This window comes from Nocardia sp. NBC_00403, from assembly GCF_036046055.1.
GTDB lineage: Bacteria > Actinomycetota > Actinomycetes > Mycobacteriales > Mycobacteriaceae > Nocardia.
Map to the genome: position 1 here is coordinate 4,641,544 of NZ_CP107939.1, position 20,747 is coordinate 4,662,290.

The 20,747-nt window shown below is 66.2% G+C and carries 20 protein-coding genes and 1 pseudogene; 10 read left to right on the forward strand and 11 right to left on the reverse strand.

Annotated elements, in window-relative coordinates; all coding sequences use genetic code 11:
- Positions 1-10 precede the first annotated feature (10 nt).
- Both OHQ90_RS20535 and OHQ90_RS20540 read right to left on the reverse strand, forming a co-directional pair.
- Positions 11-1,204, reverse strand: coding sequence for an MFS transporter (locus OHQ90_RS20535; RefSeq protein ID WP_328399834.1), 1,194 nt, complete (start codon positions 1,202-1,204; stop codon positions 11-13).
- 49 nt (positions 1,205-1,253) lie between these two features.
- Positions 1,254-2,000 carry an SDR family oxidoreductase gene (locus tag OHQ90_RS20540; RefSeq protein ID WP_328399836.1) on the reverse strand — a complete coding sequence of 249 codons (747 nt, stop codon included), beginning with the start codon at positions 1,998-2,000 and terminating at the stop codon, positions 1,254-1,256.
- 141 nt (positions 2,001-2,141) lie between these two features.
- Between OHQ90_RS20540 and OHQ90_RS20545 the strand changes: the two genes are divergently transcribed.
- The 3 genes from OHQ90_RS20545 (at position 2,142) to OHQ90_RS20555 (ending at position 5,810) form a co-directional block, all read left to right on the forward strand.
- Positions 2,142-3,053: a LysR family transcriptional regulator gene (locus OHQ90_RS20545; protein ID WP_328399838.1), complete on the forward strand. Its 912-nt coding sequence runs from the start codon at positions 2,142-2,144 to the stop codon at positions 3,051-3,053.
- A 417-nt stretch (positions 3,054-3,470) separates the two neighbouring features.
- On the forward strand, positions 3,471-4,631 hold the full coding sequence (locus tag OHQ90_RS20550) for an epoxide hydrolase family protein (RefSeq protein ID WP_328399840.1): 1,161 nt from the start codon (positions 3,471-3,473) through the stop codon (positions 4,629-4,631).
- Between the two features lie 243 nt (positions 4,632-4,874).
- Positions 4,875-5,810, forward strand: coding sequence for a MerR family transcriptional regulator (locus OHQ90_RS20555; RefSeq protein WP_328399842.1), 936 nt, complete (start codon positions 4,875-4,877; stop codon positions 5,808-5,810).
- Between the two features lie 132 nt (positions 5,811-5,942).
- Here the strand turns inward: OHQ90_RS20555 and OHQ90_RS20560 are convergent.
- Positions 5,943-6,157, reverse strand: a pseudogene (locus OHQ90_RS20560) (MFS transporter); the annotation flags it as partial.
- 31 nt (positions 6,158-6,188) lie between these two features.
- The gene (locus OHQ90_RS20565; protein WP_328399844.1) at positions 6,189-7,106 is read right to left on the reverse strand and encodes an MBL fold metallo-hydrolase; all 918 of its coding nucleotides are present in this window, start codon (positions 7,104-7,106) and stop codon (positions 6,189-6,191) included.
- A 151-nt stretch (positions 7,107-7,257) separates the two neighbouring features.
- Here OHQ90_RS20565 and OHQ90_RS20570 point away from each other — a divergent pair, with 151 nt between their 5' ends.
- The 3 genes from OHQ90_RS20570 to OHQ90_RS20580 all read left to right on the forward strand — a co-directional run bounded on the left by OHQ90_RS20570 (position 7,258) and on the right by OHQ90_RS20580 (position 9,620).
- Positions 7,258-7,857: an ABATE domain-containing protein gene (locus OHQ90_RS20570; RefSeq protein WP_328399846.1), complete on the forward strand. Its 600-nt coding sequence runs from the start codon at positions 7,258-7,260 to the stop codon at positions 7,855-7,857.
- A gap of 271 nt (positions 7,858-8,128) precedes the next feature.
- A complete protein-coding gene (locus OHQ90_RS20575; protein WP_328399848.1) occupies positions 8,129-8,941 on the forward strand; it encodes a thioesterase family protein in 813 nt (270 codons plus the stop codon).
- A 253-nt stretch (positions 8,942-9,194) separates the two neighbouring features.
- Complete coding sequence (locus tag OHQ90_RS20580; protein ID WP_328399850.1) at positions 9,195-9,620, forward strand: hypothetical protein; 426 nt, start codon at positions 9,195-9,197, stop codon at positions 9,618-9,620.
- A 63-nt stretch (positions 9,621-9,683) separates the two neighbouring features.
- Here the strand turns inward: OHQ90_RS20580 and OHQ90_RS20585 are convergent, their stop codons facing one another.
- From OHQ90_RS20585 to OHQ90_RS20605, 5 genes are all read right to left on the reverse strand, one after another.
- On the reverse strand, positions 9,684-10,094 hold the full coding sequence (locus OHQ90_RS20585; RefSeq protein WP_328399852.1) for a hypothetical protein: 411 nt from the start codon (positions 10,092-10,094) through the stop codon (positions 9,684-9,686).
- A gap of 271 nt (positions 10,095-10,365) precedes the next feature.
- Positions 10,366-10,803 carry a hypothetical protein gene (locus tag OHQ90_RS20590; RefSeq protein ID WP_328399854.1) on the reverse strand — a complete coding sequence of 146 codons (438 nt, stop codon included), beginning with the start codon at positions 10,801-10,803 and terminating at the stop codon, positions 10,366-10,368.
- Positions 10,804-11,405: 602 nt separating this feature from the next.
- Positions 11,406-13,244 (reverse strand): adenylyl-sulfate kinase, encoded by a 1,839-nt coding sequence (gene cysC, locus OHQ90_RS20595; protein WP_328399856.1) that lies wholly within the window; start codon positions 13,242-13,244, stop codon positions 11,406-11,408.
- On the reverse strand, positions 13,244-14,158 hold the full coding sequence (cysD, locus tag OHQ90_RS20600; RefSeq protein ID WP_411999249.1) for a sulfate adenylyltransferase subunit CysD: 915 nt from the start codon (positions 14,156-14,158) through the stop codon (positions 13,244-13,246). The genes cysC and cysD overlap by 1 nt, the downstream gene beginning before the upstream one ends.
- A gap of 119 nt (positions 14,159-14,277) precedes the next feature.
- The gene (locus OHQ90_RS20605; RefSeq protein ID WP_328399858.1) at positions 14,278-15,165 is read right to left on the reverse strand and encodes a helix-turn-helix domain-containing protein; all 888 of its coding nucleotides are present in this window, start codon (positions 15,163-15,165) and stop codon (positions 14,278-14,280) included.
- A 117-nt stretch (positions 15,166-15,282) separates the two neighbouring features.
- Here OHQ90_RS20605 and OHQ90_RS20610 point away from each other — a divergent pair, with 117 nt between their 5' ends.
- From OHQ90_RS20610 to OHQ90_RS20620, 3 genes are read left to right on the forward strand one after another with little or no spacing between them, the layout of a single operon-like run.
- Positions 15,283-16,446: a hypothetical protein gene (locus OHQ90_RS20610; protein WP_328399860.1), complete on the forward strand. Its 1,164-nt coding sequence runs from the start codon at positions 15,283-15,285 to the stop codon at positions 16,444-16,446.
- Positions 16,446-17,222 (forward strand): SDR family oxidoreductase, encoded by a 777-nt coding sequence (locus OHQ90_RS20615; protein ID WP_328399862.1) that lies wholly within the window; start codon positions 16,446-16,448, stop codon positions 17,220-17,222. Before OHQ90_RS20610 ends, OHQ90_RS20615 begins: the two co-directional genes overlap by 1 nt.
- A gap of 34 nt (positions 17,223-17,256) precedes the next feature.
- Positions 17,257-18,426: a sulfotransferase family protein gene (locus OHQ90_RS20620; RefSeq protein WP_328399864.1), complete on the forward strand. Its 1,170-nt coding sequence runs from the start codon at positions 17,257-17,259 to the stop codon at positions 18,424-18,426.
- A gap of 124 nt (positions 18,427-18,550) precedes the next feature.
- Here the strand turns inward: OHQ90_RS20620 and OHQ90_RS20625 are convergent, their stop codons facing one another.
- Positions 18,551-19,225: a PaaI family thioesterase gene (locus OHQ90_RS20625; RefSeq protein ID WP_328399866.1), complete on the reverse strand. Its 675-nt coding sequence runs from the start codon at positions 19,223-19,225 to the stop codon at positions 18,551-18,553.
- 227 nt (positions 19,226-19,452) lie between these two features.
- Here OHQ90_RS20625 and OHQ90_RS20630 point away from each other — a divergent pair, with 227 nt between their 5' ends.
- Positions 19,453-20,103: an HAD family hydrolase gene (locus OHQ90_RS20630; RefSeq protein ID WP_328399868.1), complete on the forward strand. Its 651-nt coding sequence runs from the start codon at positions 19,453-19,455 to the stop codon at positions 20,101-20,103.
- Between the two features lie 35 nt (positions 20,104-20,138).
- On the opposite strand, the gene OHQ90_RS20635 is transcribed toward OHQ90_RS20630, so the two are convergent.
- Positions 20,139-20,732: a TetR family transcriptional regulator gene (locus OHQ90_RS20635; protein ID WP_328399870.1), complete on the reverse strand. Its 594-nt coding sequence runs from the start codon at positions 20,730-20,732 to the stop codon at positions 20,139-20,141.
- Positions 20,733-20,747: the final 15 nt, after the last annotated feature.

The following is a 20,747-nucleotide window of genomic DNA, read 5'->3' on the forward strand; positions in this document are numbered from 1 at the left end:
CTGCTGGAGATCAGGGGCGGGTGGCGGGGGTGCGCCACACTGCCAGGGCCGCAAGGGTGCTGAGGGCTGCGCCGAACCACAGCACCGCGGTGAGCGCCACGTTGTCGGCGATGAGGCCGCCGAACAATGCGCCGAGCGCGATGGCCAGGTTGAACATGGCGGTGTTCAATGCGGTGGCGGCTTCGGTGGAATCCGGTGCGGCGCGCAGGATCCAGGTCTGCACACCGACCGGAATGCCGCCGAAGGCCGCGCCCCAGGCGAGCAGAAGGGCGACGCCGGTGATCGGAGTGCCGCCCACGAGTGCGACCAGTGCCAGCACCATAGCGAGCAGGGTGCTGATGGTGATGAGGGTGGCGCGGATATCGCGACTGCCGGCCGCGCCGGTGACGAAGTTGCCGATGATGCCCGCGACGCCGAAGGCCAATAGCGCCGCGCCGATCATCTGCTTGTCGATGCCGCTGTGGGACTGCAGGATCGGGCTCACGAACGTGAATGCGGCGAAGTGCCCGCTCACTAGCAGGAACGTGACCAGGACACCGGCCCGTACGACCGGATTGCCGAACTGTTCGCCCAGGGTGCGTAGTCGTACCGGTTCGGTGGCGGGCATGTTCGGCAACAGCAGCAGCAGCACAACGACCACCAGCAGGCCCAGGCCGCCGAGAACTCCGAAAGCGACACGCCAATCGGCGAGTTCGCCGATGAGTGTTCCGGCCGGAATGCCGAGCACGTTCGCGGCGGTGGCTCCGCCGAAGGCGATGGCGGTGGCTTGCGGGACATACTTTTCGGGCACCATGCGCACCGCGATCCCGGCGGCGAGCGCCCAGAATCCGCCGATGGCGATCCCGACCAGGAAGCGTGCGGCGAGCAGGATCGCGAAGCTGGGAGCGAAAGCGGACAACAGATTTGCCACGACCATCAAGGTGATGAGGCCGAGCAGCACGATGCGACGATCCAGCCGCCCGATCGCCACCGGCAGCAGCGGTGCGGTGGCGGAAGCGACTAGGCCGGGCACGGTCACCATCAGGCCGGCCACGCCATCGGAGACGTGCAGCGCATCGCCGACCGAGGACAGCACGCCGACGGGCAGCTGTTCGGATGTCACCACAGCGAAGGTGCCCATCGCGACAGCCGCGACGGCGAACCAGCGGCGCAGCGGTACTCGCTCCGGGGCGGAATCGACAGCTGCGGAGACGGCATGAGACATTCGATTACTCCTTGATGTGAATCTTTACGTTGATAGATGAGCGTTGAGATCAGTGCTGGCCGCCGTCGACGCGGATGATCTGCCCGGACACCCAGTCGGCGGCTGAGCTGGTGAGCCACATGACCACTCGCGCGGTGTACTCCGGCTGGCCCAGGCGTCCCCGTCGATGACCGGGTGTCAGGGTCGCGGGATCCGCACCGGGGCAGAAGGAATCGGTCACCAGGCCGGGCGCGACCGCATTGACGGTGATATCCCGTGCCGCCAGCTCGTGCGCGCCCGCAAGCACCAGCCGCTCGACGGCGGCCTTCGCCGCCGAATACAACCCGAGCCCCTCGGGCACGCCGGCGGCGAGCGCACTGGTCAGCGCCACATAGTGACCGTGATCGGCGAGATGACGCGCGGCGGCGCGCAGCGTGTTGAACGCACTGCGGGTATTGCGGTCGATCAGTAGGTCGAAATCCGCATCGGTGGTGTCCGCCAGCGGTCTTCCCAGCGCCGCGCCTACGGTGTGGACCACGATGTCGAGTCGGCCGTGACGGGCGACCACACCCGCGAACAGGGTATTCACATCGGTGGATCGGGTGGCGTCCGAGCGAATGCCTTCCGCGGTCACGCCGTGCCGATCCAGTGCGGTCAAGGTCCTGGCCGCGGCATGCTCGCCGTGGGAGTAACTGATGACCGTGGTCGCGCCACGCGCCGCGAACAGTTCGGCGCAGGCCGCGCCCTGGTTGCGGCTGCCACCGATCACCATCGCGACCTTGCCCTCGAGATCGCGTGTCGAGAGTGTGGAAGTCATCGGGGAGCGTCCCTTTCCGGAGGCGGTGGTGTACCTCCAGCCTGCTGTGCCTGCTGCGCGAGCGGAAACAGAAGATTCCAGTGCCTGCCACCGGCGTTCTCGGTTGCCACCGACAACCGCCTGTCGGCTACGGTGATTCGCGTGATCGACCTGGATATTCGCCAGCTACAGTCGTTCCTGGTGGTGGCCCAGGAACTGAACATCACCCGTGCATCGGCCCGGCTGCACATCAGCCAGCAGACGCTGTCGACCCAAATCCAGCAGCTCGAACGCGCGATGGGCGTGACGCTGCTGGTCCGGACCTCACGCGGGGTGTTGCTCACCCCCGCCGGTGACGAACTGGAACGCGGCGGCAGTGCGGTGGTCTCCGACATCGGTGAGCTCACCGAACAGGTGCGTGCCGCCGACAGGGGGCGTCTGGGCACCCTGCGAATTGCCTGCTGCCCTTACGCCACTGCCCTGTTCGCCACCGAGGTCGCCGACGCGATGGAAGCCGCGGTGCCCGGGCTCGAAGTCGAATTGACCACGGTGCGAACCCCACCCGAGGAGCGGGCGCTGTTGCTGTCGGGCGAGGTCGACGCCGCCTTCATGTGGCTCCCGCTCGGCGACAACCGTTTCCACCACGCCGCCGTGCGCAGCGACCGGCGCGCGGTGGCCCTGCCTGCGGGGCACCGGCTGGCCGAGCAGGACGCGGTGACACTCGCCGATTTGGCCGACGAGCCGGTCATTCGCCCGGATATATTTCTGTCCGAAGAGAATCTGTGCCACTGGATCGCTGATCCCAGGCCCGACGGCACGGCCGCCTTACGCGGTCCAGTTCTGGCAACGGTCGAGGACTGCCTGATGGCAGTCGCCCGCGGCAAGGGCGTCTGGCTGGCCCCGGAGCCCCTGAGCCGCTGGATCCCGGCTTCGGCTATCCAGTGGCGGCCCGTCAAGGACGCGGCAGCTTCCGAACTCGCGCTCGTCTGGACCGACCGGACTCGGCAGCCACTGGTCGCCAGAATGATCGCCGAGGTCCGGAAGGTCACCGGCTGGGCCGATCCCACCGACTGAGGGCGACGGCTGGATGTCGTGTCGGTCGGCCACGTGCTCGAGACCTGGTTGTCGGTCCAGCGCGGGCTCATGGTCCACGTTCGTGGTGATCAAGGCGCCTTTGGCGTGCCGCTTGGCGACACGCCGAAAGCGAATCGACTCGAACAATCTGCCATTCGATGAATTGTCGGCCGTGCGGCGGCGAGCACGGTCCCATATCTGAAAATGTGGCGTGGGTGATCGATGATCGGTGAGGTGTGGACCGGCTTTGATCGACTGTCGGGTCGCGGACACATTCCCATGCCGCTGGGCGCGGGTTCTGCCCGGTGACAGATACAACTGCATGTGACGACTACGACCTGTCGTCACAGCACGGCGCCCAAAGATAACGAATTCTCGTGATTCGGGGGCACCCTCGTTACCCGGAGAGTTATCGGCATGACGAACAACGACATCCGCCCCTTCCGCATCGAGATCCCGCAGGCCGCCATCGACGATCTGCACGACCGGCTGCTCCGCACCCGTTGGATCGACGACCTGCCCGGCACCGGCTGGGAGCGCGGCGTGCCCGCCTCCTACCTGAAGGAGCTGGCCGGCTACTGGGTGGAGAAGTTCGATTGGCGGGCGCAGGAGGCGGCGCTCAACGTCTACCCGCAGTTCACCACCACCATTGATGGGCAGAACGTGCACTTCCTGCACATCCGCTCGGTGGACGAGAACGCCACGCCGCTGCTGCTGATTCACGGTTGGCCCAGCTCGATGGTGGACTTCCTCGACCTGATCGGTCCGCTGACCGATCCGAAGACGGACGGGAACCATGATGCGCCCGCTTTCCACCTGGTCATCCCCTCACTGCCGGGCCACGGTTTCTCGGGGCCGATCACTGAGGCCGGCTGGAACGACGGCCGGATCGCTGCCGCGCTTGCCGAACTGATGGCCAGGCTCGGCTACGACCGATATGGCGTGCAGGGCGGCGACCACGGCGCCTTCATCGGCCCGCAGCTCGGCCGTGTCGACGCCGAACACGTGCTCGGCGTGCACGCCAATGCGCTGGTCACCTTCCCGACCGGTGATCCCGCCGATATGGCGGCGCTCACCGAGGCGGAGAAGCGGCGGCTCGGTGCGATGAAGAAGTTCCAGGACGACGGCTCGGCCTACATGAACCTGAAGGGCTCGCGCCCGAACACCATCGCGCAGTTGCTAGCCGATTCCCCGGCAGGTCAGCTCGGGTGGATCGTCGAGAAGTTCAAGGAGTGGATCGACCAGTCGCACGAGCTGCCCGAGCAGGCCATCGATCGCGACCGACTGCTGACCGAGGTGACCATCTACTGGTTCACCGACACCGCCCGCAGCGTCGCCAACCTGTACTACGAGCGCTTCCACGACGCGACGATGTTCGCGCCCAAGCCGAAAGGCACGGTGCCGACCGGGGTCGCGGTCTTCAAGGACAGTGACTACGCTATCCGCCGCTTCGCCGAGAAGGCACACACCATCACCCACTGGTCGGAGTTCTACTCGGGCGGCCATTTCCCGGCCCTCGAAGTCCCCGAACTGCTGATCGGCGACATCCGCGAGTTCTTTGCGAGTCTGACGCGCTGACTCTGCGCACGGCCGAGGCCTGCGGCATTCGTGCTGCGGGCCTCGGCGTTCTCGTCGCAGATCCGGTCGCAAGACCCGGCCGCGCAGTGCGAGGAAGAACATGCCGCCGACCGTGGCGCGCACCGCGAGAAGCGCGGCCGCTTCGGCGGCAAGCTGGGCCCGACGTGCAGAATTCAGCGGAAAGCGGCCGCGCCGATCAGGCAGATTTGCGTCTCCCTCTGGGGGAGACGGGAGGGTGAGGGCATGGACGGCGACACGCTTTACTCGATAGGGGAGACGGCCGAACGGACCGGGCTCTCCGTCAAGACGATCAGGTTCTACTCCGACAGCGGTGTCGTGCCGCCGACCACATACAGCCCCGCCGGTTATCGGCTCTACGGTACCGATGCGCTGGCTCGGTTGCGGCTGGTGCGAACGCTCCGTGACCTCGGTGTCGATCTTGGTTCCGTCCGGCTGGTGCTGGATCGGACGCGGTCGCTGCCGGAGGTCGCCGCCTCGCATGCCGACGCGATCGCACTGCAGATGCGCACGCTTCGGTTGCAGCGCACCGTGTTACGCGCGATTGCCGAGCGGGGCTCGACCACCGAGGAGATGGAACTCATGCACAAACTCGCCAAGCTCTCCGATACCGAGCGCCGCCGAATGATCAGCGATTTCGTCGAGGACACCTTCGGCGCCGTCGACGCGAATCCGGCGTTCGTCGACATGATTCGTGCGGCGATGCCGGAACTGCCGGATGATCCGGAACCCGCTCAGATCGAAGCCTGGGTGGAGCTCGCGGAGCTCACCAGCGACACGGATTTCCGTGCTGCGGTGCGTCGAATGGCCGAGTATCAGGCAGCCCAGCGCGCCGAGGGCGACACCACCGGCCTGCATCACGAACTGACCGAGGTGGTCCGCGACCGGGTCGAGCACGCCCTCGCCTCGGGCATCGCCCCCGATTCCGCCGAAGCGAAGCCGATTGTCGACGAGCTCGCGGCACAATATGCCGCAACATTCGGCCGCCCCGACGACGCCGCACTGCGACAGTGGCTGCGAACACGCCTCGACGTCGCGGGAGATGCTCGGACCGAACGTTATTGGCAGTTGCTCGCCGCGATCAACGGTTGGCCGACTCCGTCGAGTTTGGCACCGGTGTTCGCTTGGTTCGGTGCGGCACTGGAGGCACCCGGCGCCTAGGGAGTGTTTTGAAGTGAAGTGATGGGGTGGCACCGCTGTGTGGTGCCGCCCCATCAGTGTGGTTGGTGAAAGTTGTTGCCCGCGTTGGTATATGGGCGAGGGCCACCATATACATCGCCATCATCGACCACCTTGCGAAATTCGTCCGACGGCGACGGCCGCCAGCGCGGAGCCTGCGGTGCCGAGCGCGCTGGCAGACCGGCAAGGCTGGTTGAGCTGAGCATGTCCTGCGCGAGCAGTGCACCGACGGTCACGCCCGCCGCCGGCCCCGCGCCGCTCAGCGCCTGAGCGGCGACCGGGACGAACAGGGTGCGGAGCTGCGCCTGGGAGCCGGGGAGATCATCGATCCGGGCAGATACCGAAGGCGTCACGACAGAGTCAGCCCGGCTCGCCTAGGTCAAGGCGGTCGCGGAGTCCGGCAGCAGTAAAAGCCGCGACCAATTCGGCACGGCCCTCGGTGAAGTGGGCCCAACCCTCGTAATGAACGGGAACCACCCGACGGGCGCCGAGGAGCTCGGCGGCCTCGGCGGTGTGGGCACTGTCGAGGACGATCGGCGCACCGTCGAAGAGAACGGAGAAGCGGGGCGCTCCGGCGAAGAGGATGGCGGTGTCCACCGGTCCGAAACGCTCGGCGATCTCCTTGACCGCAGTGAGCGAGGCGTTGTCGCCGCTGACATAGACAGTGGGCAGGCCTTCCCCGGTCAGTACGAATCCGACAACCTGGCCGGTGATCGGTTCGACCTCCTCGCGTGCGCCCGGCCCGTGGATCGCGGGCACCCCCGTCACGGTGATCGTGCCGCCGCCGGGTCGATTCAGCTCGACCGACTCCCAGTCGACCAGGCCTTTGGCCCCTTTCCCGAGGCGTTGCCCGCCACCCGGCGTGGTGAGGGTGAGCGGCACGTCGGCGAGCAGGGCGCGGCCGGAGTCGTCGAGGTTGTCGGGGTGCTCATCGTGCGAGAGCAGAACCACGTCGACGCGGCCGAGGTCGGCCGGTGCGGCGGCGGCTGGCGCGGTCTTGATCAGCAGGCCGCCGGGCTGCTGGTAGTCGTGGGGCGCGTCGAAGGTCGGGTCGGTGAGGAACCTCAACCCGCCGTATTCGAAGAGGGCGGTCGGGCCGCCGAAGACGCGGACGCGGACCTGCTGATCGGTTGTGCTCGCACAAGCCACTAGCAAGCTGAGCAGAGCGATGATGCTGAGAACAAGTGCGGTGATCGCCGGGCCCTTGCCCTTCGGCGACTCCTGCCAGTAGGTCTGCTGCGGCCCCGGATACCGACCGGGCGGCGGGTGCTGTGTCATGGCTGTCCTCTCGGTCGGTGCCGCGCGAGGTACTCGATCTACGAGATCCCCCTGCGGACGCGCTCGCTACTCCTCATGGATGAAACACCGTATATCCGTGAGATACGGTAGGCCGTTCTCACGGATAAAAGCAAGTCGTAACATGAGAGTTGTGAGAGTCGCGCGAGAGACCTTGACCGCCACGTTGCCGCCCGCACCGGGGGCCGAGCAGTACCTCGCTCTCGACTTCGCCGACAGCGCCTATGTGCTGCCCGGTGGACACTTCATCGATCTGCTCGGTACCCCCGAATCAACGAATCGTTGGCTCGCCGAACGCGGCCTCGCGCCTGCCGATGCCGGAGTGCAGGAGATGTGCGCGACGCGGCTGCGCGTGCTGCGCGAACACGTCAGGGCATTGTTCGCCGCCCACGTCGCGCGGCAGCCGGTATTGCCTGCAGCGCTGTCCGCCGTCAACGACGCACTGAGCAGGACCCCAACGGCCGCCCTGCTGCAATGGGATGAGACGAACGGCCCCTACCGCGCTGCGCTGTGTCCACCCAACGAGATCCTCGACCGCGCGCTCGCGACGCTCGCCGCAGATACGGCCGACCTGCTCACCGGCTCCGACGCCGATTTCCTGACCACTTGCGACTCCGTCCCGTGCAATCGGTACCTGATCCGCCACGGCCGCCGTCACTGGTGTTCAACGCGGTGCGGTGACCGCGCTCGCGCGGCTCGCGCCTACGCCCGCGCCAAGTCGAAGGTGGACTGACCATCTTCTCGCGAGGCAGCAACGGCTCCAACCGCGCCCACTGGGCATCGGTCAATTCCGCCCGCCCCGCCACCCCTACGCTGATCAGCGAGGTCTCCGGTAGGTGCTCCGGTTCTTCTTGGTCGTTAAACCACCTACCGGAGACCTCGCCCATATACCAATGCGGGCAACAACTTTCACCAACCACACTGATGGTGCGGCATCACGCAGCGGTGCCACACCATCACTTCACCTCAAAACACTCCCTTGCCCAAGTAGGCTCGAGACCACCATGGATGCCTTCTATCTGCCCGATCCAGCGGATCCGAATCGGTTCCATTCCACCGAGCTCACTCGCGGGCCGTGGTCGCCCGACTCTCAGCACGCGGGGCCGCCCTCGGCGCTGCTCGGTCATGTCATCGAGAGATGCGAGCCACGCGAGGGGTTTCGGGTCGGGCGGGTGGCGGTGGAGATCCTCGGCCCGGTGCCGATCGCGCCGCTGACAGCCTCGGCTCGGGTCATCCGAGCCGAGGCGCGGGTTTCCCGCCCTGGCCGCAGCGTCGAATTGATCGAGGCCACACTGAGTTCCGAGCATGGGCTGGTGATGAAGGCGAGCGCTTGGCGGCTGCAGCACGCCGAGCCGGAGCTGGAACTGCCGGTCGATGCACTACCTACTGGGGCGCGCCCGGGCCCGGACACCGCACCCGAGGGAACGGAGTTCCCGTCGACGCAGCCGGTCGGGTTCCATACGGCCATCGAATATCGCTTCGTCTCCGGCGGTTTCGTTGAATCCGGCCCTGCCGTGTGCTGGATTCGCCTGCGCTACCCGGTCGTTGCCGGCACCGTCCCCAGCCCGCTGGAACGCACGCTTGCCGCGGCCGACTGCGGCAATGGCGTCAGCTCGGTATTGGATTGGGGCAGTTACTACTTCATCAATACCGATTTCACCGTGACGTTGCATCGCGAACCGGTCGGCGAATGGGTGTGCCTGGATGCGGTGACCTACCCCGAACGCAGCGGCGTCGGCCTGGCCGAATCGCAGCTGTTCGACGAGAAGGGGCCCATCGGCCGCGGCACCCAGACACTGTTCATCGGCCCGCGCTGACACCGGCGCATCGCAGCCGACCCGCGCCTCTCAATTACCCAGGCCCGGTGGTCGGTTTGCGATCAACAGCCGTTGGGCAGTGCTGATTTCGGCGCCCGACCCACGCGGTCCAAAGCAGCCGGCGAGGCACCTCGGAAGATAAACGGGCCGCGTGGATCTGGTGCCAGCCGAACGCACTCTACTGCCGATGTGCGTGCAATCGATGGTCAGTCGGCGTGCCCGAAATGTCGGTGCTCCATGCCACCATCCTCATATGTCACTGAAGTTCTTCAATGGGTTGTCCGGGATGTTGGCGATCGAGCTGACGGAACCGACCGGGAATGTCACGGCGAACCTGTCTAATCAGCGCGCGACAGCAACCGCGGCGATCAGGGGAGTCTCGTTCACGCTGAATGTGTTCGAAAATGGGGACTTTCGTGACTTGGCCGTCGACGAGTTCGACCGCGTTGTCCTGGAATTGCCCATGCTGAACTTGCGTGGGTTCGGTGATCCCGTTGAACACCGAGCGCCCAACGGTGAGTGGTTCACAGTGCGTGACCTTGCCGCCGCCATCGCCGAGACGGAAAGGAGCACTCGCCAGCAGTCGCAGTGGTTCGGCGGTGTCGACGTGCATCACATCTTCTTCGAAGGCATCCACGAGAGGGACGATGGAGTTTGGGAGAGCTACTGGGGGTCGTGAACATCCTGTATTGCACCGCATACCGCGCTGACCCGACCGGCCAGTGAACGAGTTGCGCAGTGGTCAATGATTGAGGGCAGTGCGGCGTTCAGCGAGGTAGGTGTGCCAGTCGCGTTTGGCGATGCGGACCCACCGAACAGCGGTGCCCGGATGCAGGCCGAGCAAATCGGCTAGGACCGCGGCTGGCAGTTCGGTTGCCAGAGTCAACAGGGCGGTGTTTCGGCTGGCGTGGGGTGTGATGCCGTGCTGGTTGAGGCGGGTCCCGAAGGTGCCGCGGAAGCCTGGAAACAACAGCAGCGCGGACTCCTCCAGGGTGGCCGGCAGCACCGCTGGCGGCGCCTGGGTTGTAGCGAGTGTTGCGGCGTCGTGCTCGGCGGCGAGCGCGGTGCAGCCCGGTCCGGCCGGGGGCCACGCACGGGATCCGCCCGGCGAGCGCTCGACGGCGCCCGAGCACGTGGCCGGTTGGGCATCCACGGGTGCAGGCTCGACCCATCCAGCCGCGGTGCGCACCGGACAATCGGGCGGTACAACTCTGCCGTCGACCGTGTAGAGCGGGCAGGCGGCTATCCATAAAGAATACCGCGCGGTTCGAACTTGTGTTCGATGGATGCCTCGTCTGGCAGGTCAAACTTTCTGGCAGGTTGCTGGGTTTGCGCTCCGAGCCCACGAGCCAGGAACCGATCGGTGGCGAGGCCCTCCGCGGATGCTGGGTCCGTTCGCAGGCCTTTGCTCGGCGAGCGATTGTTCAGCGCACGATGTGGACTGGCTGCGGACCGGTGGATGCAATGACGTCCGTGCCTTGGGCGAGTGTGACTGTGACCGTGCCACCAGATTCGTTGGGCAGTGCGCGACCGGGTGCGACGAGATTCCCCGACCAGTTGTGCGCGGTGGCGTCGCACTCGACCAGGATCGGTCCGTCGAGTTGCACGGCGATTGGGCCACCTGCGCCGCCTTGGAACATTTGCTCCAGCGAGCCGTCCACAACGTTCACTCCGGCGGTTCCGCCCCCAGCACACGTAGCCGATCCGCTGATAGTCAAGGTGGTGGTGTTGTAGCCCAGTTCAGGCTCGACAGTGATCGATGTGGGCGGCTGGGCGGCTGCGGTTGCGGCGAGGATTCCTCCGCAGAGGCCGACTGCCCCAGCGACAGCGGCCAGATCCGAGCGAAGCGAACTGTTGAACATGATGTTCTCCCGTCGATGCTCGTTCGTAGGATGCCAACCCGCATATCATCCCAGCATCCGTCAGCCTCCACTCCAGTTTGCTAGAAGCGAGTGCCCGCTCGTTGCTACTACTGCGCGTTCGGTCGGTCATGGTCGGTCCGTCCGCCTAACCCCCAGATCGTGGACCGTCCGATCCTGCCAAGATCTTGACGCAAGACACTTGATGGGGAGAATCGAGCAGCGACAATCTGTGGCGGGCTGACCAGGAGGCCCATTATTCGCGAAGTATCGCCCGTGCACCCAGGCGCGCCACTGCGCGAATTCCTTGGCGACGATCTTGCCGGTGTGCGGGCTGGATCGAACGGCCTCGTTCGGAACTTGGCGTACGGATTCGCTGGGGTGCTGGTCGATCCACAGCAGCAGCGCGACCGCCTCGGCGAGGTCGGTGGAGTTGCTCGAGTATCGACGGCCAGCGGGCACTTGCGGGGCGGGTTCGGCTACGAGCGAGGTCATTTCGTCCACGGTTGGCCGTCGCACAACTGCGCATGCCAACCGTCGTACCAGTCCTTGCGGTGGCCGAGGCCGCCGGTAACGGCCTCTCAACGGCACGGGACATACAGCCGTCAGTCCAGACCAGCCAACGTGGCGAGGATGGTGGCGGCCATGGCGGCAGGATCCCCGTCGGCGGGACGCAAGACCAGCTCGGGATCGGTCGGTACGTCATACGGGTCGTCGATTCCGGTGAAGCCGCGGATCTCCCCGGCTCTGGCCTTGGCGTACATCCCCTTGGGGTCGCGGGATTCGCAGATCTCCAGCGGCGTGTCCACGAAGACCTCGACGAAGGCGATGCCCGCCGCTTCATGAGTGGCTCGTGCCCTGTCGCGATCGGCCTGGTAGGGACTGATCAGGGAAACCACCGCCACCACACCGGCTTCGGCGAACAGTCGGGCTACTTCGCCTACGCGGCGGACGTTTTCGACGCGATCCGCCGCGGCGAAACCCAGGTCGGAATTGAGACCGTGACGCAGATTGTCGCCGTCCAGCAGAAAGGCGGGGCGGCCCGCCGCGACCAGCCTGCGTTCGAGTTCCACAGCGACAGTGGACTTTCCGGATCCGGAGAGCCCGGTCAGCCAGACGGTCATGCCCTTGGTCGCACGCTCGTCGCGCCCGACAGCGGTGGAGTGCCAGACCACTCGGGAGGACGGCAGACTCGGTCCGGTGATCATGCCCGCGGCGACGGTGTTGTTGGTGGTTTCGTCGACGAGGATGAAACTGCCGGTGGTGCGGTTACGGCGATAGGGGTCGAACAGCAGCGGCTGCCGGGTGCGCAGCTGAATGCGGCCGATCTCGTTGAGCGACAGCGACTCCGCGGTCTCGTCGCGGTGCAGCGTGTTCACGTCGAGTCGGTAGTCGAGGGTGCGGATCTCGGCGGTGGCGGTGCGGGTGGTGTGCCGGATGGTGTAGGTGGCGCCGGGGGTCAGCTCGGACTCCTCGGTGAACCAGCACACCATGGCGTCGAGATCGCGACCGGCATGCGGCCGGTTGGCCGGGCGGCAGATGAGATCGCCACGCGCGATGTCGATTTCGTCGGTCAGCTGGATGGTGACCGCCTGTGGCGGGAACGCCTCTGTGACCGGGGTGCCGCCCGGCCCCCAGATCGCCGCGACGGTGCTGGTGAATCCCGAAGGCAGCACCGCCACTTCGTCACCGGGCTTGAACACCCCGCCCGCGACGGTGCCCGCGTAGCCGCGAAAGTCCTCGGCGTGCCTGCGGGTCACGTACTGCACCGGGAAACGCGCATCGATCAGATTGCGATCGGAGGCGATGTGCACCTCTTCCAGGTGGTGCAGCAGGGGGGATCCCTCGTACCACGGCATAGCGGTGCTGCGGTGCACGATATTGTCGCCGGTGAGCGCCGACATCGGGATAAAGGTGAGGTCGGCGACGTCGAGTTTGGTCGCGAACTGGGCGAATTCGTCGTGGATCTCTTCATAGCGTTCCTGCGACCAGCCGACCAGATCCATTTTGTTCACGCACAGCACCAGGTGTGGAATGCCGAGCAGGCTGGCGAGGAAGGCGTGCCGCCGCGTCTGCTCGACAATGCCCTTGCGGGCGTCCACCAGGATCAATGCGAGGTCCGCGGTGGAGGCGCCGGTGACCATATTGCGCGTGTACTGGATGTGGCCGGGTGTGTCGGCGATGATGAATTTCCGTCGGGGTGTGGCGAAATAGCGGTGCGCCACATCGATGGTGATGCCTTGTTCCCGCTCGGCGCGCAGGCCGTCGGTGAGCAGTGCCAGATCGGGGTAGTCGTCGCCGCGTTCGCGGCTGGTGCGCTCCACGGCGGCGAGCTGATCGGTGAAGATGGTCTTGGAATCGAAGAGCAGCCGCCCGATCAGGGTGGATTTGCCGTCGTCGACGCTGCCCGCCGTGGCGAGGCGCAACAGGGTTGTCGTCGTCATCAGAAGTAGCCTTCTCGTTTGCGGTCTTCCATGCCTGCCTCGGAAATCCGGTCGTCGGCGCGGGTCGCACCGCGTTCGGTCACCCGGGTCGCCGCGACCTCGACCACCACCTCGTCCGGGGTGGACGCTGTCGATTCCACGCATCCGGTGCAGGTCGCATCGCCGACCGTGCGGAAGCGCACCGTGCTGTCATAGGGCTGCTCGCCCTCGAGGAGTTCGAGGAAGCGGGTGTGTGCCAGCAGCATGCCGTCGCGCTGCACCACCGGGCGGCGGTGGGCGTAGTACAGCGGCGGCAGCTCGATCCGCTCGGCCGCGATGTAGTGCCAGATATCGAGCTCGGTCCAGTTGGACAGCGGGAACACCCGGATGTGCTCGCCGGCGCGATGGCGGCCGTTGTAGAGGTTCCACAGTTCGGGCCGCTGGTTGCGCGGATCCCATTGGCCGTATTCGTCGCGGAAGCTGAACACGCGCTCTTTGGCGCGGGCTTTTTCCTCATCCCGGCGGGCGCCGCCGAATACCGCGTCGAAGGCGTGCTCGCGAATGGCGCGCAGCAGGGTGCCGGTCTGCAGGCGGTTGCGGGAAGCGCGTGGTCCGGTCTCCTCGACCGAGCGGCCCGCGTCGATGTCGTCCTGCACCCGGCCGACCACCAACCGCAGGCCGAGTCGTTGCACCGTGCGATCCCGGAATTCGATCACTTCGTCGAAATTGTGCCCGGTGTCGATATGCATGACAGGAAACGGCAGCGGCGCGGGCCAGAAGGCCTTGGCCGCGAGGTGCAGCATCACCACCGAGTCCTTGCCACCGGAGAACAACAGCACCGGCCGCTCGAACGTCGCCGCGACTTCACGAAAGATGTGTGCCGACTCGGCCTCGAGTGCGTCCAGATGTGGCAGCTCGTAGGAGGACATCCGCATTCGCTCCAGCCGTGCGCGGGTTTCGGACGGACTACGTCCGGCAGCACCTACTTCGGTGCTCGCCGTCGACTTTGCGTACTGGCTCACGCCCCAAAACTAGAACACGTTTCGGTCATTGGTCAATGGGGTGACTCGGGTTTGCGTCCGCCGGACGCGGCGGTCACCGCATCGGCGGCGGCCACGAGAGCGGCTCCGCGGCGGGTGATTTCGGCACCCGTAATGGCGGTGCCCACATACATGGTGAGCACCATGCTCTGGTGGCCGTCGCCGCCGTAGGTCGGTGCGGCGAGCAAGCTCACCGGATGTTCCTTGCGTGGTCGCAGATCGGTGCCGAGATGGACTCGTTCGCCGAGGCTGGTGACCAGCTCGCCGACGAGTTCGCGCACCTCTTCGGGCAGGTCACGGGCAGCGACACCGGCGAGCAAGGAGTACAGGCGGCGACCCGCGCCGGTGAGGCTCTCCACCAGGTAGCCGCGCTCCCTGCACTCCGCGACGACCTGGCGCAGCCGGGCCACATCCTGTTGCAGCGGCACCGTCGACGGCTTGGCCAGCCAAGCGTCGAAGGCTGCGTCGGAGTCCCACAGCACGTACATCAGGCCGACCGGCGGCGCGAACAGGTAGGAGGCGCCGACCTTGACCATGCCGGGCCCGGTGCTCTCCAACACCGTGATCTGCTCGCCGACCACTGCCGATGCGGTGCAGGTCGTGCGGTATTCCGCGGTGAGTTTCTCCAGCTCGACGCGTGCGATGGCGGAGATGGCGAAGCTGTCCTGGGCAACCCGTCCGGCCGCGATCAGCGCGGGTCCGAGGCCGTAGGTGCGGGTGTGTGCGTCGCGCACCAGGTAGCCGCCCGCGCTGAGCTCGGTGAGAATGCCCAGGCAGGTCGGTTTCGCCAGGTCGAGCTCGCGGGCCAGCTCGGAAAGGCCGAAGCGTTTGCCGCGCTGCTCGACAAAGAAATCCAGCACTTGGACCACCCGCTGGGTGGGCGCGGATCTACGGGCAACCATTGACCACTCCTAGAACACGTTCTAATCTTGCTCGTATCGAAATGTACCAGACCGGTACATATTTGGAACACCCAGCAGCGACTGTTCGCCGGTCGCTCGAGACAACCGGGAAGCCACTTGCTCACACAGCCGTTCGCGGACGCCATCGCCGCCGCCGAGCAGATCATCACCGGCGCGCCACACATCCGGACCGAACAGGATCTCGTCGAGGGGTACGACTACCTCGCGGGCAGCATCCGCGCGGCCATCCAGATGGCCTGGGCCTATGAGCGGGACTTTCCGTTCTTTGTTCAGTCCACCGGGCCGTACACGAAAATGGGCCTGGACAACCCGGACACCCTGTACTTCCACTCCTACCTGCGACCCGACGCCGAATATGTGGTGACCGGTAAGCGCGGCAGCACCCGTGACTTGAGCTTCCAGGTGCTCAACGGCGACTACTCGCCGGTCGATGTCCCTGACAGCCTCACCGCATTCGACGACCGCGCGATCGAGGTCGCCGCCGACGGCTCCTACGAGCTGCGCCTCGGCCCCGGTGCGGCGCGCCCCGGCTATGTGCATCTCGCTCCGGACTCCGCCATGCTCGTGATTCGTGAGGTCTACAGCGATTGGGCCACTGAGAAGCCGGGCACCGTCCGTATCCAGCGGGTGGACCGGATCGGCGATGCGCCGCCCCCGCTGACCAAAGACCTGATGACCAAGCGGTACGGCGTCGCGGGAAAGATGCTGCTGTCGCGGCTGAACACCTTCCTGGCCTTCCCGAAGTGGTTCTATCTCAACCTGCCCGTCAATACGATGACCGAGCCGCGCTCCACCCCGGGCGGGCTCACGACGCAGTTCTCCTCGGCGGGCCACTACGAGCTGGACGACGATCAGGTCATGATCATCACGGTGCCGAAATCCGATGCGCCGTATCAGGGCTTCCAGCTCGGCAGCATGTGGTACCTGTCGCTGGACTACATCAACCACCAGACCAGCCTCACCGCAGACCAGGCGCAGCTCGACCCCGACGGCATGATCCGGCTCGTGGTCAGCGAACAGGATCCAGGACTGGCCAACTGGATCGAACGCACCGGGCACGCGCGCGGATATCTGCAGTTCCGCTGGCAGCGGCTGGCGCGAGAAATGAAGCCGGAAGACGGACCGACGGTGGAGGTGGTGTCGCTCGACGAATTACCGCAGCGGCTGCCGTTCTACGAACAGGCGCGGGTGACTCCGGAACAGTGGCGGGCACGGATCGCGGCGCGACAGGTCGCCGTGGCGGAAAGGATGTTGGGCTGATGTTGTTGCAGGACAAGGTCGTTGTGGTCTCGGGTGTCGGTCCCGGCCTCGGCAGGGCGATCGCGGTGCAGAGTGCGCGCGCCGGCGCCGACGTGGTACTCGCCTCGCGCACCGAATCGCGACTGACCAAGGTGGCCAAGGAGATCACCGAACTCGGCAGGCGTGCGGTGGTGGTGCCGACCGATATCAACGACGAGGCCGCCGTGGTCAACCTGGTCGAGACCGCGCACAGCGCGTTCGGCCGGGTCGATACCCTGGTGAACAACGCGTTCGCGATTCCACCGATCACCGATCTCGCGACCGTCGACCTGGACGACGTGCGGGCCGGCTTCGAGACGAATGTGCTTGCCGCACTGCGGCTGACCCGACTGTTCGTGCCGGCGCTCGCCGAGACCAAGGGGTCGGTGGTGATGATCAACTCGGCGGTGCTGCGGCATTCACGACGCACCTTCGGTCCCTACAAGATGGCCAAGGCGAGCCTGCTCGCGCTGGCGCAGAGCCTGGCCACCGAGCTCGGACCGCAGGGTATCCGGGTGAATTCCGTTGCCCCCGGCTATATCTGGGCCGACAACCTGAAGTGGTATTTCAACTATCTCGCCGAGCAGCGGGGGATCACCGCCGAAGAGGTCTACGCCGAAACGGCGAGGACCATCGACCTGCGCAAGCTTCCTGAACCCGATGAGATCGCCGACGCCGTGGTGTTCTTCGCTTCGCAGCTGGCGAGGGCGATCACCGGGGCCTGCCTGGATGTCAACGGCGGCGAGTACCACCACTGACCGGGTGCGGGTGTCCCGCATCAATTCTGAGGAGATGACTGTGATCGGCAGAGACGACGTCGGCACCATCGACGATCTGCACGCCTCGGCGACCAAGGTCGTCGGGCTGGACGACTTCGGCGACGACGGCTACCGCGAAGGACTTCAGGTACTGCTCGAGTCCTACGCCAAGGACGCGGAGCTGACCCCCTTCGGCAACAAGGTGAATCGCGCATTCCTGCGCGGCGCACTGATCGCGCGACTGCTCAGTGAATCCGCGTGGCAGCGGTTTCCCGAGCACGCCGAGGTGGCGATCGAACGGCCCATCTTCGTGACCGGGCTGCCGCGCTCGGGCACTACGGCCGTGCACCGGTTGCTCAACGCCGACCCGGCGCACCAAGGTCTGGAAATGTGGCTGACCGAGATGCCGCAGCCGCGGCCGCCGCGCGAGACGTGGGCGGACAACCCGGTCTACCAGCGGATCGAGGCCGCGTTCGAGAAACATCACGTGGAGCACCCGGAATTCATGGGTGTGCACCATATTTCGGCCGACCAGGTAGAGGAATGCTGGCAGTTGCTGCGGCAGTCGGCGATGTCGGTGTCCTACGAATGCCTGGGCTATCTGCCCGGCTACTCCGAATGGCTGCGCGCACAGGATTGGACCGACGCCTACCGCAGGCACCGGCGCAACCTGCAGCTGATCGGCCTGCCGGATGCCGGCCGCCGATGGGTGTTGAAGAATCCCAGCCATCTGTTCGCGTTGGATGCGATCTTCGCGACGTACCCGGATGCGCTCGTCATCCAGATGCATCGGGATCCGCGCACCATTATCGGATCGGTGTGCAGCCTCAACGAGCAGGCCTCGGCCGGGTGGTCGGACAAGTTCCGCGGACCCGTCGTCGGCGCAACGCAGTTGGACCTGTGGGCCAGGGGAGCGGACCGGTTCCTCGCCGACCGCAAGCACCACGATGCTGCACAGTTCTGCGACGTGTACTACGACGATTTCGTCGCCGACCCGATCGGCACCGTCGGCTCGATCTATCAGCGCTTCGGTCTGTCATTGAGTGCGGAGGCCGAATCGGCGATGGTGGCGCTGCATTCGGAGAGCACATCGGGCGCTGCACGTCCGGCACACCGCTACACGCTGGCGGATTTCGGGCTCACCGCCGATCAGGTCGACGCTCGCTTCGCCGACTATCGCAACGAGCACTTTCCCGGCAGGTAAGCGAATCGTTGGGTCGGATGCTGTCCCGCCCCACCGAGATTCGTGCGACGGGTGTGCCGGGACTCTGGCCACGGCCCGGCACCGCGCACCCATAGCGAGCAGACCGGACCCGTGAGCTATCGACTCACGCCTGCCCGGGTTTGAGCACGATGAACAGGCCGCGTGCCTCGGCGCAGAGCCGGTCGCCGTCGTGCATGGTGGCGCGCACGAAAACCTTGCGACCCTCTTGGCGTTCGGCCCAGGCGCGGACCGTCAATTCGGTGTTGAGCGGGGTGATGGATCGGTAGTCCACGGTGAGGGAGGCGGTTCTGGTCACCGCCCCCGCGTGCACCGCCGCGGCCATGCCGAGCAGATCGTCGAAACCGATGGCTACCTGCCCGCCGTGCGCGGCATTGTTGCCGCCGAGGTGGAAGGTGCGAAAGCTGACGCGGGCGTCGACACCGCTCGCGTCGGCGTGGTCGATCATGAAAGGCGGGAGTGTGATGTTTCCGCGGGCGGGCAGATCGAACCTGGTCCAGACCGGCGTGGACCACTCGTCCACGATGGCCGCGTCCAGCTTGTCGTTGAGTTGCTTGAGGACGCCGATCGTCTCCAACGCCAGCTCGTCGGAGGGGCTGGCCAGCCGCACTCGATCCATCAGGCTGCGCACCTGCTCGATGAATTCGCCGTAGTGCGGTCCGCCTCGAGTAATGTCGGCGTCCTGCTCATCGTGTGCGTTGATCAGCTCGGACATCGGCCGGAACCCGCCCTCGTGATGCTCTTGATCGGGTAGCGAGTCGCCGGCCTGCTGTTCGTTCATGAGAACACGTTATCGGTTGCCGGCGGAATGCTCGCCCGGCGGGGTCGGCGGTGCGGCTATCGTCGGGTGTGACAGTCCCGCCGATTCCGGGGCATGCAATTCGAGTATTTCAGCTCGCCGGTTACGATGCTCCTCCATCAGGTCTTCCGAAGAACCCGAGAAACGTCGGCGGGCGACTATTCTTCGATCGGCACCCACCGGCGCGGCTGGCGAAAGGCTTTGTCCCGATGCGTATTACGGCAGTTGTATTCGATATGGACGGCGTACTGATCGATTCCGAGCCGGTGTGGGAACAGGTGCGCCGCGAGTATGTCGCCGAGAAGGGCGGCCGCTGGCTACCGGATACGCAGCAGCGCTTGATGGGTATGAGCACGGGGGAGTGGTCGGACTATCTCAGTGGCGAACTCGGCGTCGGTGAATCGCCCGAGAAGGTGGCCGACGATGTGATCGAGCGGATGGCGGTCCACTACGACAGGGCGGTGCCGTTGCTACCAGGTGCGGTCGCCGCGGTGCAGCGGATGAGTGAGCAGTGGCCCCTCGGTGTGGCGAGTTCTTCGCCACGCACCCTCATCGACACCGTGCTGGGCCGCACGGGATTGATCGAATTCTTCAACGTCACGTTCTCGACCGAGGAAGTGGATCGGGGCAAGCCCGCACCGGATGTGTATGTAGCCGTTGCGGGTTTTCTGCGTCAGAAGTCGACCGAGTGTGCCGCTGTGGAGGATTCGAGCAACGGATTGCGCGCGGCCCATGCGGCGGGCATGCGGGTGATCGCCGCGCCGCGGCCCGAGTATCCGCCTGCGCCGGATGCGCTCGCATTGGCTGCGCACGTCATCGGCGGGCTCGACGAGCTGACCCCGGAGCTGGTTTCCGGGTAGGGGGCCTGGGTTGCGCCGGTCGTTCCCCGGGTGCGTCAGCGCTGGTATGAGGTCAGCAGCGTGCGAGCCGCGGTGGCGAGGTCGGTGTCGAGCCAGTCGGGCAGCTCGCGGGAATGGGCATGGCGGCGCAGCGCGGCATAGGGGAGATCGACGACGGCGCGGCTGACGGCGTCGATCTCCCGGTCGCCGTCCGCGCCGAGGAGGTCGCGGGCCAGGCGCCGCAGGTGCTCGAACAATGGCGCGTTCATCTGGTCGAGGCGGAGGCGGAACTCCGCGTCGGGTCCGCCGTCGAGCAGGTCGCTCGGGCGCAGGTTGAGCAGAAGCTTTGCGTCGTCGGGCAATTCGCGACCGAACCGAACGGCTGCCACCGCCATCGCTACCCCCGCCTCGACCGGGTCCCGGTTGCCTGCGCCCGCCATGACGCGCTCCTGAAAGCGTGTAAGCGCGCGCAACCACGCCTCGGTGAGGACGCCGTTGCGGTTGCCGAAGCGGTGGTACAGCGTGCCGACGGGCGCGCCGCTCGCCGCGGCGATCGCCGCGACACTGGCCGCGCGGGGACCGTCGGCGAGCACGAGGGTGCGTGCTGCGTCGAGGATCACATCGGTGTCGTGCTTGCGGGGTGGCGCCATCTACTAGTACGTTCC

What these genes read in the sequence shown, in the direction of transcription:
- OHQ90_RS20535 (WP_328399834.1), bottom strand. Translation starts at nt 1,204, where the DNA reads ATGTCTCATGCCGTCTCCGCAGCTGTCGATTCCGCCCCGGAGCGAGTA.
- OHQ90_RS20540 (WP_328399836.1), bottom strand. Translation starts at nt 2,000, where the DNA reads ATGACTTCCACACTCTCGACACGCGATCTCGAGGGCAAGGTCGCGATG.
- OHQ90_RS20550 (WP_328399840.1), top strand. Translation starts at nt 3,471, where the DNA reads ATGACGAACAACGACATCCGCCCCTTCCGCATCGAGATCCCGCAGGCC.
- OHQ90_RS20555 (WP_328399842.1), top strand. Translation starts at nt 4,875, where the DNA reads ATGGACGGCGACACGCTTTACTCGATAGGGGAGACGGCCGAACGGACC.
- OHQ90_RS20565 (WP_328399844.1), bottom strand. Translation starts at nt 7,106, where the DNA reads ATGACACAGCACCCGCCGCCCGGTCGGTATCCGGGGCCGCAGCAGACC.
- OHQ90_RS20575 (WP_328399848.1), top strand. Translation starts at nt 8,129, where the DNA reads ATGGATGCCTTCTATCTGCCCGATCCAGCGGATCCGAATCGGTTCCAT.
- OHQ90_RS20580 (WP_328399850.1), top strand. Translation starts at nt 9,195, where the DNA reads ATGTCACTGAAGTTCTTCAATGGGTTGTCCGGGATGTTGGCGATCGAG.
- OHQ90_RS20590 (WP_328399854.1), bottom strand. Translation starts at nt 10,803, where the DNA reads ATGTTCAACAGTTCGCTTCGCTCGGATCTGGCCGCTGTCGCTGGGGCA.
- cysC (WP_328399856.1), bottom strand. Translation starts at nt 13,244, where the DNA reads ATGACGACGACAACCCTGTTGCGCCTCGCCACGGCGGGCAGCGTCGAC.
- cysD (WP_411999249.1), bottom strand. Translation starts at nt 14,158, where the DNA reads ATGCGGATGTCCTCCTACGAGCTGCCACATCTGGACGCACTCGAGGCC.
- OHQ90_RS20605 (WP_328399858.1), bottom strand. Translation starts at nt 15,165, where the DNA reads ATGGTTGCCCGTAGATCCGCGCCCACCCAGCGGGTGGTCCAAGTGCTG.
- OHQ90_RS20615 (WP_328399862.1), top strand. Translation starts at nt 16,446, where the DNA reads ATGTTGTTGCAGGACAAGGTCGTTGTGGTCTCGGGTGTCGGTCCCGGC.
- OHQ90_RS20620 (WP_328399864.1), top strand. Translation starts at nt 17,257, where the DNA reads ATGACTGTGATCGGCAGAGACGACGTCGGCACCATCGACGATCTGCAC.
- OHQ90_RS20625 (WP_328399866.1), bottom strand. Translation starts at nt 19,225, where the DNA reads ATGAACGAACAGCAGGCCGGCGACTCGCTACCCGATCAAGAGCATCAC.
- OHQ90_RS20630 (WP_328399868.1), top strand. Translation starts at nt 19,453, where the DNA reads ATGCGTATTACGGCAGTTGTATTCGATATGGACGGCGTACTGATCGAT.
- OHQ90_RS20635 (WP_328399870.1), bottom strand. Translation starts at nt 20,732, where the DNA reads ATGGCGCCACCCCGCAAGCACGACACCGATGTGATCCTCGACGCAGCA.